We start from the raw sequence: 16,968 nt of genomic DNA on the forward strand, positions 1-16,968 counted from the left end.
CTCGGCTACCTCGGGCTACAGCTGCGACTTGATCGGCAGCAGGAACATCTCGGACAGGCGTTCGGTCCACGGGCGCTGGCGCCACATCTGCAGGGTGTAGGGCTTGGCCCGCTGCAGGTCGCGCTCGAACGTGGCCGTCATCTGCTCGGCGAAGCCGCGATGGTAGACGTTCAGGCTCGCCTCGTCGTTGAGCCGGAACGAGCGGATATCGAAATTCGTCGAGCCCAGCGACACCATGTAGTTGTCAACGACGAGCAGCTTCACGTGCAGCATCGTCGGCTGGTAGACGTGGATCTCGATGCCGGCCTCCAGCAGCGGGCCCCATTCGCGCTTGGAGGCGATGCGCACCGTCTCCGAGTCGATGTGCGGCCCGGGCAGCAGCAGGCGCACGCGCACGCCGCGCTTGCGGGCGGCCAGCAGCGCCTTGGTGACGAGCTCGTCGGGGACGAAGTATGAAGCCTCGAGATCGATCGTCTGCTCGGCGGCGGCGATCGCCAGCAGGTACATCAGGTGCATGCTCTCGCTGCCGCCGGCGGGCGAGGCGATGAACATGTGCGCGTCCATGTCGCCCGCCACGGTCTGCGGCGGAAAGTACGCCTCGCCGTTGAGCACCGTGCCGGTGGACTTGATCCAGTTGTCGTTGAATGCGGCCTGGATCTGCGCGACGACCGGCCCCTCGATGCGGAAGTGCATGTCGCGCCAGTGGTCCGGGTCCTGCGAGTGGCCCATCCACTGGTCCGCGATGCCCACGCCGCCGGTGAAGCCGAGCCGCCCGTCGATGACGAGCAGCTTGCGGTGCGTGCGGTTGTTCATGCGGCCCAGGTTGTACCAGTGCAGCGGCCGGTAGCGCTGCACGTTCACGCCCGCGTCCTCCATCGACTTGAGCAGCGACTGGTCCATCTTGATGCTGCCGGCCCAGTCGATGGTGACGTTCACTTCGACGCCGGCGCGGGCACGCTCGGCGAGGGCGGCGGTCATCTTCTGGGCGATGTCGCCGGACCAGTAGATGTAGGTCTCGAAGGTGATCGTGCGCTTGGCGCCGCGGATCGCCTCGATCATGGCGGGGAAGATCTCGTCGCCGTCGTTGAGCGCCTCGACCTTGTTGCCCGGCACGATCGACGGGCCGAGCATGACGCCCATCTCGCGCAGGAACTGCGGGTCGGCGGTGCCGTAGGCGTGGTTGATGCGGCGCTCGAGCTTCTTTTCCGGCGTCGCGAAGTTCATCGCGATCACGGCGACGAAAAGCGTTGCCAGCGCCGTCAGGGCGATGGTCCAGATCATCCGGCGGCGACTCCAGTTCGGTCGGAACTTCATTCACCCGTGACTGTGTACGGCCGCTTCGCAAGCGGGCGTGAAGCCGTCACGCGCCGCGGTTCGCCACCCAGACGATCGCAAAGTAGCCGAGCATCGCGAACGCGATTCCAAGCTTCAGCACCGTGCCCAGTAGAAGGCCCATCCAGGTCCCCGCGCCGACACGCGTGGCATGGCCCATGTCCTCGGTGCGCAGGCGACGCCGATGCAGCAGCTCCCCGATTACCGCACCCACGAACGGCCCGACGAAGATTCCGATGAAGCCCGCGAACAGGCCGGCAAAGGTGCCTATGGTCGCGCCCAGCAGTGCCAACCGGCTCGCACCGACCTTCTTCGCGCCCAGCGCCGTTGCCAGCAGGTCGACCGCGAACGAGAGCAGCGTGAGCACGGCGAGCAGGCCGAGCGTCCACACGCCCACATGCTGGAACCCATCGGCCCATGCCGCGAGCAGCAGGCCGCCGAAGACCAGCGGAATGCCAGGCAGGGCGGGCAGGATGGTGCCGGCGATGCCTGCGATGACGAGCAGCACGGCGAGTACGGTCCACAGCAGGCTCAGGTCGGTCACGGTCGGCTCCGGTGATGGAGCGGCCATTCTGTCCCATCCGGGGTGGCCGACGCCGCAAATGGAAAGCCCGGCCGGGGCCGGGCTTTCCGGAGCCGATCGCGACGGCTTACTTCAGCGCGGGATTGTTCTCCGCGAAGTACTCGTGGTTGTCGGCGTTGTCCAGCGCCTGCGTCGGGTTCGACGCCGCCAGGCTCTTGGCGCCGGACTGTCCGTAGACATGGTCGTCGGTGCCCGCCACGACGTTGAAGTGGCTCATTTCGTGGATCAGCGTGCCGGCCTTGGAGTCGGTGCCGGTGAGCGGGGCGGACCAGAACGCCCTGCAGACGAAGATCTCGTAGGGGCGGGTCGGGTAGACGTAGGCGTAGTAGTTCTGGTTGCAGCCGCAGTTGATGGTGATCTGGCCGCCGCTCTGGTCGATCGCCTTGTCGATGTTGACGAAGTGCTGGCGTGCCGTGGAATAGCGCGACGACGTGTACGACCCGAACCATGTCGTGTAGCGCGAGCCGGTGGTGCCGGCGTTGAGGTAGCCCTTCGCGTTCTCGGCATAGGTGCGGGCGGAGTTCACTGCGCTGCCCGCCGTGCTGATCTGCGAGGTCGAACAGCCCACGTAGCTCACGCCGTTGACCGCCGTCGCGCCGACGCTGGGCTTCGCGCGTGCGGCCAGCGTGCGTGCGCCGCCGAGCTGGTCGGTGCCGTCCACCCAAAGCCGCAGCGGGGCACTCTGCGCGGTCATCGGCAGGCCGTTCGCGGCCATCAGCATCTCGCCGCTCGACATCGACGCGTGCTGCAGCGGCGACGCGTACGCCACCGTGTACTGCCCGCTGCGCGACATGTCGTAGAAGGCCGACAGGTCGACGCTGGTGCGGTACGTCTGCCCCGGGCGCAGGATCACGAAGTCCGCCGCGCTCGGCAGGCCGCGCTTGATCATCGGGCCCTCGTAGCCGACCTCCTCGCCGTCACGGGTGACGCGGAAGACATCGGCTTGCAGGTACTGCGAGGGCAGCTGCCAGGTCGGCACGCGGACCGTATGACCGCTGGTATTGGTCACCTCGATGTCGACGGCGCCGAGGAAGGACGACTGCTGTGTCGAGGCGACGATCGCCACGCGCAGCGGGTTCAGGCGGGCGGGTTGCACCGACGCGTCGGCAGCGCTCAGTGCGAGTCCGGCCAGCAGCACGCTGCCGGCGGCGATCAGGGGCAGGCGGTTCATCTAGACCTCGGGGGAGTGGTCCGTCCGGATTGGACGGGCCGACGTTACGCCCGGGGCTGCCCGGATGCATGGCGCGTCGCAACAAACGACAAACGGCGCCGGGACCGGACACGAAAGCGGCCCCGTCTCCGGGACCGCCTCATCGGACTGTGATACGGGTCGCTCAGCGGACCACGGCGCGGCCGTTGTAGACGCGGACCGCCGCGCCCTCGCGGATGCCACCCAGGTCGTTCTGGGTGACGACGGTGGTACGGCCGTCGTCCATGCGGACGTAGACGTTGTAGGTCCGGCCGTCGTTCATGTTGCGCTGGATGGCGGCGCCGGCGACCGCGCCCGCGGCCGCGCCGGCCACCGTCGCGGTGTTGCGGCGGCCCGAACTTGAATCGTTGGCGAGCGTGCGACCCGCGGCCGCACCGACCAGGCCACCGATGACCGCGCCGGTCGCGCCCGAACTCGGCGCCGTACCGGTGCCGACCTGTTCGATACGCGTCACCACGCCGCAGTCGTAGCAGGTGCCGTAGGCGCTGCCGGTGCTGCCGTAGCCGTAGCCGCCGCCGTAACCGGTGCCGGCGGTGGTCGCGCAGCCGGCCAGGGCGATCGAGGCGGCGGCCGCGAGGCCCATCATTCGCAGGGAGGTATTCATCGGGCGCTCCAGTTGATCGTGGCGGACCAAGGCGGTCGCCTTGCACGCCGGATGCTGGGAGCGCTGCGGTGAATGGCGTATCAAGCGCGCGCGGCGGTGTTCAGCCGCCGGCGGGCTGCGTCACTGGTTCGTGTAGCGATGGCAGCCTTCGCAGGCCTCGCCGATCTTCGCCGCAGCGGTCTGTACCGCGCCGCAGGCCATCGGCGGCGCCGCGAGCGATGCATCGATCGCGGCGCGCAGGTCGCTGGCGTACTTCGCGAACTTCTCGTCGTCGCGCATGTCGGCAAACGCGGGCTCGATGTCGTTCGAAACCACGCGTAGTGCCTGCAGGTGCGGCAGCACGTCGGTGGCCGCGCAGCGGTTCTGCACGACGTTCTGCTTGAGCGCGCGCATGTGGGCGCTCATGACGTGCATCACCGCTTCGGGATACGGGTCGTGGCGCTGCTGGATCGCGCGCATCACCATCACGCTGGCGACGGCGCCCACGACGAGTCCGAGCAGCGCCATGAACAGGTAGCGGGAACCATTGCCGCGTCTGGCGGGGGCGGGGGCGGGCGCGTTCACGTCGTTCTCGGTCCTGTGCGGCGGAGTTGCCGCGACCTTAACACGCGGTCCGCGAGGCCCCGGCACGGCGGGCGCGACACTTAGAATGACGCGATGGACATGCACGCCCTCGATCCCGCCTGGACAGAACGCTTCGCCGGCATCGACCGCCTGTACGGCGTCGGCAGCGTGGCGCGCCTGTCGAAGTGCCGCGTTGCGATCGTCGGCCTCGGCGGCGTGGGTTCATGGGTGGCCGAGGCGCTTTCGCGCTCCGCGGTCGGCCACCTGCGGCTGATCGACGCCGACGACATCTGCGTCTCCAACACCAATCGCCAGTTGCCCGCGCTCGACGGCACCTACGGCCATGCGAAGGTCGCGGCGATGGCCGCGCGCTGCCAGCGCATCAGTCCGCTGATGGACGTGGAGCCGGTGCCGGCCTTCGTGACGGCGGCGAACCTCGCCACGCATCTCGACGCGGACTTCGACCTCGTCATCGACGCCTGCGACAGCTTCCGCAGCAAGGTCGAGATGATCGCCTGGTGTCGCCGGCGCAAGCTGCCGATCGTGGTCAGCGGCTCGGCGGGCGGCCGCACCGATCCGACGCTGGTGCGCGTGCGCGACCTTTCGCGTACCGAGCACGATGCGATGCTCGCGCTGGTGCGCAAGAAGCTGCGCGCCGAATTCAACTTCCCGCGCAATGCCGACCGCTACTTCGGCGTGCCGGCGGTGTACTCGCTGGAGAACGTGCGCTACCCGCAGGCCGATGGCAGCGTCTGCGGCCTGCGCCCGAGCGGTGCGGACGGCGAGGGCGGCCTGAAGCTCGACTGCGGGGGCGGCCTGGGCGCCGCCACGCACATCACCGGCGCCTTTGCCTTCGCGATGGCCGGCAAGGCGATCGAGATGCTGCTCAAGCCGAAGCGCGGGGGCTGAAGCCGAAGAGCCGTTCCGCGTTCGCGGTGGTGGCGCCCGCGACGGCGCCGGCATCCTCGCCGCGAAGCGCGGCGATGCAGTGCAGGCCCTCCACGAGATGCGCGGGCTCGTTGCGCTCGCCGCGATGGCCGGCGCCCGGCTGGTCGGGCGCATCGGTCTCGAGCAACAGGAACTCGATGGGCATGGTTGCCGCCAGCGTGCGCAGCCGTTTGGCGCGCTCGTAGGTCACCGGGCCGCCGAGGCCGACGAGGAAGCCCAGCTTCCACAGCGTCTCCGCCTGCTGCCGGCTGCCCGAGAAGCTGTGCACCACGCCGCGCAGGCCACCGATACGGCGGAGGGCCGCGATCACCGCGTCGACCGCGTGGCGGGCATGCACGATCACCGGCAGGTCGAAGTCGCGCGCGATGCGCAGCTGGGCGTCGAACAGGGCCGCCTGCCGCTCCCGGTCGAGCCCCTCGACGAAATGATCGAGTCCGCATTCGCCCACCGCCACCGGGCGTTCGCGCGCGATCCATTCGCGCAGCAGGTCGAGATGCGCAGCCTCGTGACGCTCGAGGAACATCGGATGCAGACCGTAAGCGGCATGCAGGCCATCGTGGCGCGCGCAGACCTCGCGCAACTGCGACCAGGTCGCGGCCTCGATCGCCGGAACGATCTGCCGCGTGACGCCGGCGGCGGCGGCCCGGGCGATCACCGCGTCGCGATCGTCCGCGAATTCCTCGACGTCGATGTGCGCATGGGTGTCGACCAGTCGCGTCATCGGCGCCGGACGATCGGCGCAGGCGCGCCGCGGTTCTTCCAATTGGCCAGCAGGATCGTGCCCAGGCCGAGCAGGATCTCGTCCGCGAACGGGATGAAGTCGGGCACGAGAACGTCGAGCCCGAAAATCGCGGCGACGATCCAGAAGAGCGTCGGGTGACGAAGATTCTCCGCCCAACGCAGCAGGGGTTTGATCAGCAGTCGTGACATGGGCACCTCGTGGTTGGCGACGCTAGCACGATGCCCGGCGGCGGCCGCGCGCATCCTGAACCGTGCATGTGATCGTCCCGTCACACTCGGTACCGGTTCAGCTGGCCGGTGCTCGAATCGCCCCGTGCCAGCGATGACTGGTTTCCGGAGGCTCACATGGACAAGAACATCCTCGCCGTCGCACTGGGTTCGATGCTGCTCGGCGGCGTCGCGGTTGCGGCATACAACACGCTGGGCAAGGACGACGCGGCCGATTTCCAGCCCGTCCGCGCCGGCGAGCCGGCCGCCATCGGCGCAATGCAGCTCGATGCCTCGGCCGATGCTCAGGGCGCGATCGCGCCTACCGCGCAGCTCGCCGCCGCGACGCCGCGCATGGAATACGCCGACGTCGTCGATGTCGAGGCGGTCCGCACCTCCAGCCCGCTCTACGCGTCGGTGATCGATATCGACCCGGTGCGCGAGACCAGCACCACCAATACGCCGCGCCAGGTCTGCAAGGACGTGGTCGTGCAGGAGCGCCTGCCCGAGCGCGACGGCAACGTCGGCGGCACGGTGGCGGGCGCGCTGATCGGCGGACTTGTCGGCAACCAGGTTGGTGGCGGCAATGGCCGCAAGCTCGCGACCGCGGCGGGCGCGGTGGGTGGTGGCCTGATCGGCAATCGCGTCGACCGCAATCATGTCGGCGGCCGCGTCGTCGAGCGCGTCGACCACCAGTGCCACACGGTGACCGACACCTCGCAGAGCTCGCGCACCGTGGCTTACAACGTGACCTACCGGAATCCGGACGGCACGGTCGGCACCCAGCGCATGGGCAGCCGCCCCGGCAGCCGGATCAAGGTCGGCACCGACAACAAGGTGGTGGGCTATGACGTGACCTACCGCTACCAGGGCAGCGAGCAGACCGTGCGCATGGATGACCGCCCGGGCACGCGCCTGCCTGTCGTCGACGGCCGCGTGGTGACCACGCCCGCCCTCGCCAGCCGCGGCTGATCGCGACGATCCGATGTCGACAGGAAGGGCCGGGCGACCGGCCCTTTCCTTTTGCGGCGCCGGGCCCGGGCCGCCGGGGGTGTCGAGGGCTTGTGACGCACGCCTACAATAGTGGGCTCCATCGCCCGAGCGCCCGATCCCGCATGGCCCTGAATCCGTTCGACCTCTACGACGTCCGCTCGCTGCTCTCCGAAGAAGAGCGCGCCGTGCAGGACACCGTCGCGCGCTTCACCGACGAGCGGGTCATCCCGATCATCGGCGAGGCCTTCGACCAGGCGCGCTTCCCGCGCGAGCTGGTGCCGGAGATCGCCGAACTCGGCCTGCTGGGGTCGTCGCTACCCGAGAAGTACGGCTGCGCCGGCCTCAACGCCGTCAGCTACGGCCTGATCTGCCAGGAACTCGAACGCGGCGACAGCGGCATCCGCTCGTTCGTTTCCGTGCAGAGCTCGCTCTGCATGTACCCGATCTACGCCTACGGCACTGAGGAGCAGCGCATGCGCTGGCTGCCGGACATGGCCGCGGGCAAGGTGATCGGCTGCTTCGGCCTGACCGAGCCGCACGGCGGCTCCGACCCGGCCAACATGAAGACGAACGCCAAGCGCGACGGCGACGACTGGGTCCTCAACGGCTCGAAGATGTGGATCACGAACGGCAACCTCGCCGACATCGCGATCGTCTGGGCGCAGACCGAGGACGGCATCCAGGGCTTCGTGGTCGAGAAGGGCATGCCCGGCTTCGCGGCGCAGGAGATCAAGCACAAGATGTCGCTGCGCGCCTCGGTCACGAGCGCGCTGTACTTCGACAACGTGCGCGTGCCGGAGGCCAACCGCCTGCCGAACGTGAAGGGTCTCAAGGGCCCGCTCGGCTGCCTGACGCAGGCGCGCTACGGCATCACCTGGGGCCCGATCGGCGCGGCGATCGCCTGTCTGTCGGAGGCCGTCGACTACACGAAGGAGCGGATCCTGTTCGGCCGCCCCGTAGCCGCCACGCAGAGCGCGCAGATCAAGATGGCCGACATGGCCCGCCGCATCACGCTCGCGCAGATGCTGGTGCTGCAGCTCGGCCGCCTCAAGGACGCCGGCACCATGCAGCCCACGCAGGTGTCGCTCGCGAAGTGGAACAACTGCCGCATGGCCATCGACATCGCGCGCGAATGCCGCGACCTGCTCGGCGGCGCCGGCATCACCACCGAGCACGCCGCGATCCGCCACGCGCTGAATCTCGAGTCGGTCATCACCTACGAGGGCACGGAAACGGTGCACCAGCTGGTGGTCGGCCGCGAGCTCACGGGCATCAACGCGTTCTGATCGATGGAACCGGCCTTCGGGCCGGTTTCCGCATGCGCGCCGGCTGCGCGCGAACGGATCGACCCGCGACGCGGCGCGTCGACTAGCGGAGAAGCACGATGTCGGAGCACGGCCCGAGCCTCGAAACCGAACGGCTGGTCCTGCGGCAGTGGCGGCAGGACGATTTCCCGCGCTATGCCGAGATGTTCGCGGCCCCCGAGACGCACTTCATCGGCGGTCCGCTGGTCCTGGGCGACGCCTGGCGCCGGTTCCTGCAGATGCCCGGCGCGTGGGCGGTGCAGGGCTTCGCGATGTTCGCCATCGAGGAAAAGGCCACCGGCCTGTTCATGGGGCAGGCCGGCCCGTGGCAGCCGGCGGGCTGGCCGGGCACCGAGGTCGGCTATGCGTTGCATCCGCAGGCCTGGGGCAAGGGCTATGCGACCGAGGCCTGCGCTGCCGCCATGGACTGGGCCTTCGACACGCTCGGCTGGACCGAGGTCATCCATTCGATCGACGTGGCCAACGTCGCCTCGCAGAACGTCGCGAAACGCCTCGGCGCGAGGAATCGCGGGCGCGGTGTTTTCCAGCCGCCGCACGACCGCTTCGAGCTCGACATCTGGGGCCAGACGCGCGAGGAATGGCGCGCGCATCGCGGCGCCCGGCTGTGAGCCCTGCGCCGCGCCGCGAGCCTCGATGACCCGGCCGATCAACGCATTTCCCACCTCCGGCGTCGCGTGCATTGCGCGAGCCGGCTGATTCCAACGCACGACTGACGACGGGTGTGCGCCCGTCCTGGATCCCCGATGTCGATTACGCTGCCGAACCCGATTCCCGCCCGAATGAAGGGCGTCAACCGCGCCGAGATCTGCGACGTCAACTTCGTCGAGTTCGTGAAGGCCTGGCATGGCCACGTCGATGCGCGGCCCGCTCCGCACGAGTCCATCCTCGAAGGCAGCGCGCTCGACGCGCACGGGTTCCGCGAGCTGCTGGAGTCGCAGCTGATCAGCCGCCACCTCGACCTGATGGCGCGCGTGCTGCGCGTGCAGAACAAGGTCTTCTACACGATCGGCAGCAGCGGCCACGAGGGCAATGCGATGGTCGCGCGGCTCACTCGCCATACCGACCCCGCGTTCCTGCACTACCGCTCCGGCGGTTTCATGGCCGAGCGCTTCCGCAAGCTGCCGGGCATGGATCCGATCATGGATTCGGCGCTGAGCTTCGCCGCCAGCAAGGACGACCCGGCCAGTGGCGGCCGCCACAAGGTCTGGGGCAGCAAGCCGTTGTGGGTGCTGCCGCAGACCTCGACCATCGCCTCGCACCTGCCCAAGGCGCTGGGCACCGCGGTCGCCATCGAAACCGGCCGCCGCATCGGCCATTCGCTGCCGATTCCGGACGACTCGATCGCGATCTGCTCGTTCGGCGACGCCTCGGCTAACCATGCGACCGCGCAGACGGCGTTCAACGCCGCAGCGTGGACCGCCTACCAGAAGCTGCCCGCGCCGGTGCTGTTCGTCTGCGAGGACAACGGCATCGGCATCTCGGTGAAGACGCCGACGGGCTGGATCGCCAACCGCTTCCGCCACGTGCCCGGCCTGGACTACTTCTTCGCCGACGGTCTCGACCTCGCCAACGGCTACGGCGAGGTGCAGCGCGCGGTCGAGCACTGTCGCCGCACGCGTCGCCCGACGTTCCTGCACCTCAAGACGACCCGCATCATGGGTCACGCCGGTACCGACTTCGAGATCGAGTGGCGCTCGATCGAAGAGCTGTGCGCGGTCGAGGCGACCGATCCGCTACTGCGCTCGGCCGGGATCGCGCTCGAATCGGGCGTGATGTCCAAGGACGACCTCATCGAGCTCTACGAAGCGACGCGCACGAAGTGCTTCGCAGCTGCCGAGGAGGCCGATCGCCGTCCGAAGCTGCAGACGTTGGACGAAGTCGTCGCTCCGCTGGCGCCGTACACGCCCGACGCGGTGCGTGCCGAGGCCGAGCGCGCACCCGACGCGCAGCGCCGCCTGGAGGTGTTCGGCAGCGAGGCGAAGCTGCCCGAGAACCAGCCGCCGAGGCACCTCGCCATCCAGATCAACAACGCCTTGCACGACCAGTTCGCGAAGTATCCGGATACGCTGCTGTTCGGTGAGGACGTGGCGCAGAAGGGTGGCGTCTACACGGTCACCAAGGGCCTGTACAAGGCGTTCGGCCCACGCCGCGTGTTCAACACGCTGCTCGACGAAACCATGATCTTCGGCCTCGCGCAGGGCTTCGCGAACATGGGCATGCTGCCGGTGCCCGAGATCCAGTACCTCGCGTATTTCCACAACGCCGGCGACCAGATCCGCGGCGAAGCCTCGAGCCTGCAGTTCTTCAGCAACGACCAGTTCCGCAATCCGATGGTCGTGCGCATGGCGGGCCTGGGCTACCAGCGCGGTTTCGGCGGGCACTTCCACAACGACAACTCGATCGCCGCGTTGCGCGACATTCCGGGGCTGGTCGTGGGCTGCCCGTCGCGCGGCGACGATGCCGCCAGGATGCTGCGCACGCTGATGGCGCTGGCGAAGGTCGACGGCCGCGTGAGCATCTTCCTCGAGCCGATCGCGCTGTACATGACCAAGGACCTGTACGAGCCCGGTGACGGCCTGTGGCTCACGCAGTACCCGGCGCCCGGCGAGTCGATGACGCTCGGTGAAGGCCGCACGTACGGCGATGGCGAGGACGTCGTGATCGTCACCTACGGCAACGGCGTGCCGATGAGCCTGCGCGCCGCGCGGCGGATCGAGCAGGCGCATGGCTGGAAGACGAAGGTCATCGACCTGCGCTGGCTGGTGCCGCTCAGCGATGCCTACATCGTCGAGCACACCAAGAACGCCAGGCGGATCATCGTCGTCGACGAGGGCCGCCGCAGCGCGGGCGTGGGCGAGGGCGTGATCACCGCGCTCGCCGAAGGCGGGCTGGGCGCGACGCCGCTGGAACGCGTCGTCGGCGCGGACACCTATACCCCGCTCGCGGGCGCCGCATTCGCGGTGATCCCGGCCGACGACGACATCGTCGCGGCCGCCGATCGCCTGGCCACGCGCTAGGCGGGGCGACGCCCGCGCTTGGCGCGGTAGAGCTCGGCGTCCGCGTCGGCCAGCAGCGATTCGATGCTGCGCTGGTCGCCGGGCGCCCGCTGCACGGTGCCGATGGACATCGCCAGCGCGAACGGCGTGTCGGGCGCCGCGTTGCGGTGCGCCAGCTGCGCCTCGATGCGCGCCTGCAGCTGGCCGTCGAAGTCCTCGCCCGGCGGACGCGCCAGCAGCGCGACGAATTCATCGCCGCCGAAGCGGCCCAGCACGTCGTCGCGGCGCAGCGTGCGGCGCAGCAGCGTCGCCACCTCGCGCAGCGCCTGGTCGCCGGCGAGATGCCCGTGCGCGTCGTTGATCGCCTTGAAGCGGTCCATGTCGAAGAAGGCGAGCACGATCACGTGGCCATCCTCGGCCGCGCGCTCGAGCGCCCGATTGGCGTGCAGCATGAAGCCGCGGCGGTTGTAGAGGCCGGTCAGCTCGTCGACCAGCGAGAGCTGCAGCAGCTCGGCCTCGGCGCGTTTGCGGGCCGAGCCGTCACGGAACACGATCACCGCGCCCTCGACCTGGCCGTCGACGTGGAACGGCGTGGCCGTGTACTCGACGGGCAGGGCGGTGCCGTCGGCGCGCCAGTACACGTCGTCGCCGCCCAGTGCGATGCCCTGATGGGTGGCCCGCCATGTCGGGCATTGCTCGGCGGCGTAGGCACTGCCGTCGGGGCGCGAGTGGTGCGCCAGCGCATGCAGGTCATGGCCGATCAACTCGTGCACGCGGTAGCCGAGCAGGCGCGCGGCGGCAGGATTGGCGAACGTGGTACGGCCGTGGCGATCGATACCGATAACGCCGTCAGCTACCGAGCGCAGGATCGCCTCCTCGTGCTGGCGCGCCTCGGCGAGCTCGCGTTGGGTCTTCCAGCGATCGCTGATGTCGCGCAGTACGGCGGTGTAGAGGACCTCGTCTCCGACCGGCGTCCGCGCGATCGTGACTTCCGCGGGAAACACGCGGCCGTCGCGACGGCGGCCGGCGACGGGCACGCGCTGGTTCATGAAGCGCGCGTCCTCGCCGCCACCGCCGAAGTCGCGCACGTGGGCAGCGTGGCGCTCGCGTACCGCCTCGGGAAGCAGCAGCGCCAGCGGCTGGCCGATCATTTCGTCCGCCGTGTAGCCGAAGGCGGCTTCGGCGCCCGGGTTCGCCATCCGGATCACCTGCTGCGCGTCCACGGTCACGATCGCATCCGGCACGCTGCGCACGATGCCGGCCAGCATCCGCTCGGACCGATCGTAGGCGCGCTCGGCGCGTCGCTCGGCGGTGACGTCGTGCCCGCTCACCGCGACCGCGGGGCCGTCGTCGCTCTCGACCGGGGAGAAGCGCAGCTCCATGTCGAGCCTCTCGCCGCCCCGCACCGGCCGCACGTGGACGCGGGCAGGCGCGCCGGCGATCGACACGCCGGCGATCGCCGCGGCTACGGCCTCCCGGTCCTCAGTGGCCGGCAACCACGAGGGCGTGGCGAACGCGCGACCCGTCGAGTCGTCGCCGATCAGTCCGCGCCCGGCTAGGTTGGCATCGAGCACGCGGCCGTCCGGCGCGAGCAGCACCAGCAATTCGTCGATGCCGTCGACGAGCTGCCGCAGTGCGGGGGACGCGCGGTCGAGGGACGAGGCGTTCATGGCAGCGCCGTGGGAGGTCGGCCCCTTATCGGCCGGCCTTCACGAAACTGAAGTGCCGGCCTTCGCCCGCCCGTCCGCGAGCGGACGCTCGACCAGTACGGCGTTGCCTGACGTCCAATCGCCCGAGGGACGTTCGCAGGACGCCACCGCGAGGCACCAATTGCCGGCGCGGGCCATGGGCGTCGCTGTGGCACCTTCGGGTCCGTGGAGCGGCCCGTCCGGCAGCTCGCCGTGGACCAACTCGAACAGCACGGCTTCGCGCTTGGCGCGGCCGAGGAAATGCGTGCGTGCGACGATTTCCTGGCCCGGATAGCAGCCCTTGCGCACGCTGAACGCCGCGAAGCGCTGCAGCGAGAGCTGCTGCGGCGTCCACGCGTCGAGATGGGCGTCCGGAATGCCGGGCCAGCCGTGGCGAAGGTCGAGCACGGACCACTCTTGTTCGGCGGCGGGGTCCGCAGGGGCTTCTACGCCCAGCAGCAGCGTGCGCTCGCCCGCGTCGCCGGAAAGATCGAGTTCGAGGACGTCGCCCTCGGACGCGATGCGATCGTCGGCGGCCTCGCGTCCACGGGCGAACACGCCCGCCACCGGGAGATCGGGCAGGTCGATCGCGACCTTGCTGCGGAACACGAAACGGCGCAGCGCTGGCGCGAGCACGTCGACCGGCGACGCGGTTACCGCGAGCAGCGTCTCCGCGTCGATGCGAAGCAACTGGAACAGCGCCTGGACGCGGCCCTTCGGATCCAGCCAGCCGTTCCATTGCCAGTAACCGGGCGCGAGCGCGGTGACGTCGTTCATGAATTGCGCCTGCGCGAACGCGACCGCATCGCGGCCCGAAAGCCGCATCACGTGAAGGCCGTGCAGCGCGAACGGCTGCTTCGTTCCATACCGCGGGTTGTCAGACATGGGGTCCGGAATTAAGCTTTCCGGCTGGAATGATAGGCCACACGACCCCCGAACCTTCGCAGGAAACGCCGGCAGATCCCGCTCCGGACGCTACGCCTGCGACCCCCGCGCAGCCGCAGCCGCGCGAGATAGGTGGTCGCCCGGGCCCCGAGCCGACGCGCTACGGGGACTGGGAAAAGGACGGCCGCTGCATCGATTTCTAGCGTCGCCCGCACTTCCGCGGCCGCGCCGCATCCGAACGAGAGCCTCCGCATGGCGTACCGCGAACGTCCTTTGTCACCGCACCTGCAGGTCTACCGCTGGCAGGTGCAGATGGTCAGCTCGATCCTGCATCGCGCGACCGGCATCATCCTCTCGCTCGGCAGCCTGCTGATCGCCTGGGGCCTCGTGGCGCTCGCCGCCGGTGCCGAGCACTGGGCCGACTTCAGCGACGCCGCACGCTCTCCGCTGGGCTTCCTGGTGCTGTTCGGCTGGTCCTGGGCGCTGGCCTTCCATCTCTTCAGCGGCATCCGCCACCTGCTGCAGGACATGGGTGTGGGCGTATCGCTGCCGGCGTTCGTGAAGAGCGCCTGGGCCGCGATCGTCGGCAGCCTGGTGCTGACCGCGATCATCTGGGTGCTGGCGATGCAGAAGTGGGGTGGCGCATGAGCACGACCAACGAAGGCCGCCGCCCGCCGACGCTGCGCCATCCGCTGAAGGTCGCCCGTGGCCTCGGCTCGGCGAAGGACGGCACCCATCATTTCCTCGTCCAGCGCGTCACCGCCGTCGCGCTGGTGCTGCTGTCGATCTACGCGGTCGGGCTGGTGATCTCGCTGGTCGGCGCCGACTTCGCCACGGTGCGCGCGCGCGTCGGCCATCCGGTCAACGCCACGCTGCTGATCGCCTTCCTCGTCGCGAACTTCTGGCATGCCCGCCTGGGCCTGCAGGTGGTCGTCGAGGACTACGTGCACACCGCGCTGCGCTACAGCCTGCTGCAACTCTTCATCGTGTTCGCGTGCTGGATCGCAGGCCTCGCCAGCGTCCTTGCCGTCGTGCGCGTCATGCTCGGCGCCTGATCCGGAATCCTTCGATGCCTGCCGCATACCCCATCCAGGAACACAAGTTCGACATGGTCGTCGTCGGCGCCGGTGGTGCCGGCCTGCGCGCCACGTTCGGCCTCGCCCAGAAGGGCCTGAAGACCGCCTGCATCACCAAGGTCTTCCCGACGCGTTCGCATACCGTCGCCGCACAGGGCGGCGTGGCCGCCGCGCTCGCGAACATGGGCGAGGACGACTGGCGCTACCACTTCTTCGACACGGTGAAGGGCAGCGACTGGCTGGGCGACCAGGACGCGATCGAATACATGTGCCGCGAGGCGATCCCGGCGATCGTCGAGCTCGAGCACTACGGCGTGCCGTTCTCGCGCACCGAGGACGGCCGCATCTACCAGCGCCCGTTCGGCGGCATGACGACGCGCTTCGGCGAGGGCCCGCCGGCGCAGCGCACCTGCGCCGCGGCCGACCGCACCGGCCACGCGATCCTGCACACGCTCTACCAGCAGTCGCTGGCGCACGACGCGCAGTTCTTCATCGAGTACTTCGCGCTCGACCTGATCATGGACGCCTCCGGCGCTTGCCGCGGCGTGCTCGCGCTCGACATGGCGTCGGGCACCCTCCACCTGTTCCGCGCGCACGGCACCGTGCTCGCGACGGGCGGCTACGGCCGTGCGTACTTCAGCGCGACGTCCGCGCACACCTGCACCGGCGACGGCGGCGGCATGGCGCTGCGCGCGGGCATTGCGATGCAGGACATGGAGTTCGTGCAGTTCCACCCGACCGGCATCTACGGCGCCGGCTGCCTCATCACGGAAGGCGTGCGAGGCGAGGGCGGCATCCTGCGCAACAGCGCGGGCGAGCGCTTCATGGAGCGCTACGCGCCGAGCGTCAAGGACCTCGCGCCGCGCGACATGGTCAGCCGCGCGATGACCATGGAAATCCGCGAAGGCCGCGGCGTGGGCGATCACAAGGACCACATCCTGCTCGACCTGACGCACCTCGGCCCCGAGGTGATCCACGAGAAGCTGCCGGGTATCGCGGAATCGGCGCGGATCTTCGCCGGCGTCGACGTCGAGAAGCAGCCGATCCCGGTAATTCCGACCGTCCACTACAACATGGGCGGCATTCCCACCAACTACCACGGCGAAGTCGTGCAACTGCGCGACGGCGACCCGGACGCGGTCGTGCCGGGCCTGTACGCGATCGGCGAGGCGGCCTGCGTGTCGGTGCACGGCGCAAACCGCCTCGGCTCGAACTCGCTGCTCGACCTCGTGGTGTTCGGCCGCGCGGTGGCCAATCGCTGCGCCGAGACGATCCCGGCGAACATGCCGCACGCGCCGCTGGCCGCGGACGCCTGCGATCCGGCCCTCGCGCGCCTCGATGCCCTGCGCAACGCCAGTGGCGGTACGCCGACCGCAGTCATCCGCGACAAGATGCAGCGCACCATGCAGGCCGACGCCGCGGTGTTCCGTACCGGGGAGACGCTCGCCGACGGCGTGCGCAAGATGCGCGAGATCCACGCGTCCTTCGCCGATGTCCGCGTGTCCGACCGCTCGCTGGTCTGGAACTCCGATCTCGTCGAGACCTTCGAGCTGGCGAACCTGCTGGACCAGGCGCTGGTGACGATCGTCTCCGCGGAGAACCGCACTGAGTCGCGCGGCGCGCATGCCCGCGAAGACTTCCCGGAGCGCGACGACGCGAACTGGATGAAGCACACGCTGTGCTGGATCGACGCCGCGGGCAACACCCGGATCGATTACCGCCCGGTGCATTCGTACACGCTGACGAACGACATCGCCCCGGTGCCGCCGAAGAAGCGCGTCTACTGACTCTCGCGTCCGCGCATCGCCGCGGACGA

At 69.4% G+C, this 16,968-nt stretch carries 18 protein-coding genes; 9 read left to right on the forward strand and 9 right to left on the reverse strand.

Annotated features, from left to right (window positions below):
- Positions 1-15: 15 nt before the first annotated feature.
- From IE066_RS03090 to IE066_RS03110, 5 genes are all read right to left on the reverse strand, one after another.
- Positions 16-1,281: a phospholipase D-like domain-containing protein gene (locus IE066_RS03090; RefSeq protein ID WP_189446900.1), complete on the reverse strand. Its 1,266-nt coding sequence runs from the start codon at positions 1,279-1,281 to the stop codon at positions 16-18.
- A gap of 79 nt (positions 1,282-1,360) precedes the next feature.
- Entirely contained in the window at positions 1,361-1,876 is a 516-nt protein-coding gene (locus IE066_RS03095) for a DUF456 domain-containing protein (RefSeq protein ID WP_229790642.1), read from the reverse strand.
- A gap of 106 nt (positions 1,877-1,982) precedes the next feature.
- Complete coding sequence (locus tag IE066_RS03100; RefSeq protein ID WP_189446902.1) at positions 1,983-3,086, reverse strand: M35 family metalloendopeptidase; 1,104 nt, start codon at positions 3,084-3,086, stop codon at positions 1,983-1,985.
- Between the two features lie 163 nt (positions 3,087-3,249).
- Positions 3,250-3,729 (reverse strand): glycine zipper 2TM domain-containing protein, encoded by a 480-nt coding sequence (locus IE066_RS03105; RefSeq protein WP_189446903.1) that lies wholly within the window; start codon positions 3,727-3,729, stop codon positions 3,250-3,252.
- Between the two features lie 120 nt (positions 3,730-3,849).
- The gene (locus IE066_RS03110) at positions 3,850-4,293 is read right to left on the reverse strand and encodes a hypothetical protein (protein WP_229790643.1); all 444 of its coding nucleotides are present in this window, start codon (positions 4,291-4,293) and stop codon (positions 3,850-3,852) included.
- Between the two features lie 99 nt (positions 4,294-4,392).
- Here IE066_RS03110 and IE066_RS03115 point away from each other — a divergent pair, with 99 nt between their 5' ends.
- A complete protein-coding gene (locus IE066_RS03115) occupies positions 4,393-5,202 on the forward strand; it encodes a tRNA threonylcarbamoyladenosine dehydratase (protein ID WP_189448773.1) in 810 nt (269 codons plus the stop codon).
- Here the strand turns inward: IE066_RS03115 and IE066_RS03120 are convergent.
- Both IE066_RS03120 and IE066_RS03125 read right to left on the reverse strand, forming a co-directional pair.
- Positions 5,180-5,962 (reverse strand): TatD family hydrolase, encoded by a 783-nt coding sequence (locus IE066_RS03120; RefSeq protein ID WP_189446904.1) that lies wholly within the window; start codon positions 5,960-5,962, stop codon positions 5,180-5,182. The two genes, IE066_RS03115 and IE066_RS03120, sit on opposite strands and share 23 nt — an antisense overlap.
- Entirely contained in the window at positions 5,959-6,171 is a 213-nt protein-coding gene (locus IE066_RS03125; protein WP_189446905.1) for a DUF6116 family protein, read from the reverse strand. Before IE066_RS03125 ends, IE066_RS03120 begins: the two co-directional genes overlap by 4 nt.
- Positions 6,172-6,327: 156 nt before the next feature.
- Between IE066_RS03125 and IE066_RS03130 the strand changes: the two genes are divergently transcribed.
- The 4 genes from IE066_RS03130 to IE066_RS03145 all read left to right on the forward strand — a co-directional run bounded on the left by IE066_RS03130 (position 6,328) and on the right by IE066_RS03145 (position 11,524).
- Entirely contained in the window at positions 6,328-7,161 is an 834-nt protein-coding gene (locus IE066_RS03130; protein WP_308427408.1) for a glycine zipper 2TM domain-containing protein, read from the forward strand.
- Positions 7,162-7,304: 143 nt separating this feature from the next.
- Positions 7,305-8,468: an acyl-CoA dehydrogenase family protein gene (locus tag IE066_RS03135; protein ID WP_189446906.1), complete on the forward strand. Its 1,164-nt coding sequence runs from the start codon at positions 7,305-7,307 to the stop codon at positions 8,466-8,468.
- Positions 8,469-8,566: 98 nt separating this feature from the next.
- Positions 8,567-9,115, forward strand: a complete 549-nt coding sequence (locus IE066_RS03140) for a GNAT family N-acetyltransferase (RefSeq protein ID WP_189446907.1) — start codon at positions 8,567-8,569, stop codon at positions 9,113-9,115.
- A 135-nt stretch (positions 9,116-9,250) separates the two neighbouring features.
- Positions 9,251-11,524 carry a thiamine pyrophosphate-dependent enzyme gene (locus IE066_RS03145; protein WP_189446908.1) on the forward strand — a complete coding sequence of 758 codons (2,274 nt, stop codon included), beginning with the start codon at positions 9,251-9,253 and terminating at the stop codon, positions 11,522-11,524.
- On the opposite strand, the gene IE066_RS03150 is transcribed toward IE066_RS03145, so the two are convergent.
- The gene (locus tag IE066_RS03150; RefSeq protein WP_189446909.1) at positions 11,521-13,173 is read right to left on the reverse strand and encodes a sensor domain-containing protein; all 1,653 of its coding nucleotides are present in this window, start codon (positions 13,171-13,173) and stop codon (positions 11,521-11,523) included. The genes IE066_RS03145 and IE066_RS03150 overlap by 4 nt on opposite strands.
- 39 nt (positions 13,174-13,212) lie before the next feature.
- Positions 13,213-14,076, reverse strand: a complete 864-nt coding sequence (gene ygfZ / locus IE066_RS03155) for a CAF17-like 4Fe-4S cluster assembly/insertion protein YgfZ (RefSeq protein ID WP_189446910.1) — start codon at positions 14,074-14,076, stop codon at positions 13,213-13,215.
- 29 nt (positions 14,077-14,105) lie between these two features.
- Here ygfZ and IE066_RS03160 point away from each other — a divergent pair, with 29 nt between their 5' ends.
- Genes IE066_RS03160 through sdhA form a run of 4 tightly spaced genes read left to right on the forward strand, consistent with a single transcriptional unit; the run spans position 14,106 to position 16,939 of the window.
- On the forward strand, positions 14,106-14,279 hold the full coding sequence (locus tag IE066_RS03160; RefSeq protein ID WP_189446911.1) for a DUF1674 domain-containing protein: 174 nt from the start codon (positions 14,106-14,108) through the stop codon (positions 14,277-14,279).
- 49 nt (positions 14,280-14,328) lie between these two features.
- A complete protein-coding gene (sdhC, locus tag IE066_RS03165; RefSeq protein ID WP_189446912.1) occupies positions 14,329-14,724 on the forward strand; it encodes a succinate dehydrogenase, cytochrome b556 subunit in 396 nt (131 codons plus the stop codon).
- Positions 14,721-15,131, forward strand: coding sequence for a succinate dehydrogenase, hydrophobic membrane anchor protein (sdhD, locus tag IE066_RS03170; protein ID WP_189446913.1), 411 nt, complete (start codon positions 14,721-14,723; stop codon positions 15,129-15,131). Before sdhC ends, sdhD begins: the two co-directional genes overlap by 4 nt.
- Before the next feature lie 14 nt (positions 15,132-15,145).
- Positions 15,146-16,939, forward strand: coding sequence for a succinate dehydrogenase flavoprotein subunit (sdhA, locus tag IE066_RS03175; RefSeq protein ID WP_189446914.1), 1,794 nt, complete (start codon positions 15,146-15,148; stop codon positions 16,937-16,939).
- Positions 16,940-16,968: the final 29 nt, after the last annotated feature.

The sequence above is a fragment of the Cognatilysobacter xinjiangensis genome, from assembly GCF_014651995.1.
GTDB lineage: Bacteria > Pseudomonadota > Gammaproteobacteria > Xanthomonadales > Xanthomonadaceae > Cognatilysobacter > Cognatilysobacter xinjiangensis.

Coding starts and splice junctions, on each gene's coding strand:
- IE066_RS03145 (WP_189446908.1), top strand. CDS start 9,251: ATGTCGATTACGCTGCCGAACCCGATTCCCGCCCGAATGAAGGGCGTC.
- IE066_RS03130 (WP_308427408.1), top strand. CDS start 6,328: ATGGACAAGAACATCCTCGCCGTCGCACTGGGTTCGATGCTGCTCGGC.
- IE066_RS03135 (WP_189446906.1), top strand. CDS start 7,305: ATGGCCCTGAATCCGTTCGACCTCTACGACGTCCGCTCGCTGCTCTCC.
- IE066_RS03125 (WP_189446905.1), bottom strand. CDS start 6,171: ATGTCACGACTGCTGATCAAACCCCTGCTGCGTTGGGCGGAGAATCTT.
- IE066_RS03100 (WP_189446902.1), bottom strand. CDS start 3,086: ATGAACCGCCTGCCCCTGATCGCCGCCGGCAGCGTGCTGCTGGCCGGA.
- ygfZ (WP_189446910.1), bottom strand. CDS start 14,076: ATGTCTGACAACCCGCGGTATGGAACGAAGCAGCCGTTCGCGCTGCAC.
- IE066_RS03090 (WP_189446900.1), bottom strand. CDS start 1,281: ATGATCTGGACCATCGCCCTGACGGCGCTGGCAACGCTTTTCGTCGCC.
- IE066_RS03120 (WP_189446904.1), bottom strand. CDS start 5,962: ATGACGCGACTGGTCGACACCCATGCGCACATCGACGTCGAGGAATTC.
- IE066_RS03105 (WP_189446903.1), bottom strand. CDS start 3,729: ATGAATACCTCCCTGCGAATGATGGGCCTCGCGGCCGCCGCCTCGATC.
- IE066_RS03150 (WP_189446909.1), bottom strand. CDS start 13,173: ATGAACGCCTCGTCCCTCGACCGCGCGTCCCCCGCACTGCGGCAGCTC.
- IE066_RS03140 (WP_189446907.1), top strand. CDS start 8,567: ATGTCGGAGCACGGCCCGAGCCTCGAAACCGAACGGCTGGTCCTGCGG.
- sdhA (WP_189446914.1), top strand. CDS start 15,146: ATGCCTGCCGCATACCCCATCCAGGAACACAAGTTCGACATGGTCGTC.
- sdhC (WP_189446912.1), top strand. CDS start 14,329: ATGGCGTACCGCGAACGTCCTTTGTCACCGCACCTGCAGGTCTACCGC.
- IE066_RS03115 (WP_189448773.1), top strand. CDS start 4,393: ATGCACGCCCTCGATCCCGCCTGGACAGAACGCTTCGCCGGCATCGAC.
- IE066_RS03160 (WP_189446911.1), top strand. CDS start 14,106: ATGATAGGCCACACGACCCCCGAACCTTCGCAGGAAACGCCGGCAGAT.
- sdhD (WP_189446913.1), top strand. CDS start 14,721: ATGAGCACGACCAACGAAGGCCGCCGCCCGCCGACGCTGCGCCATCCG.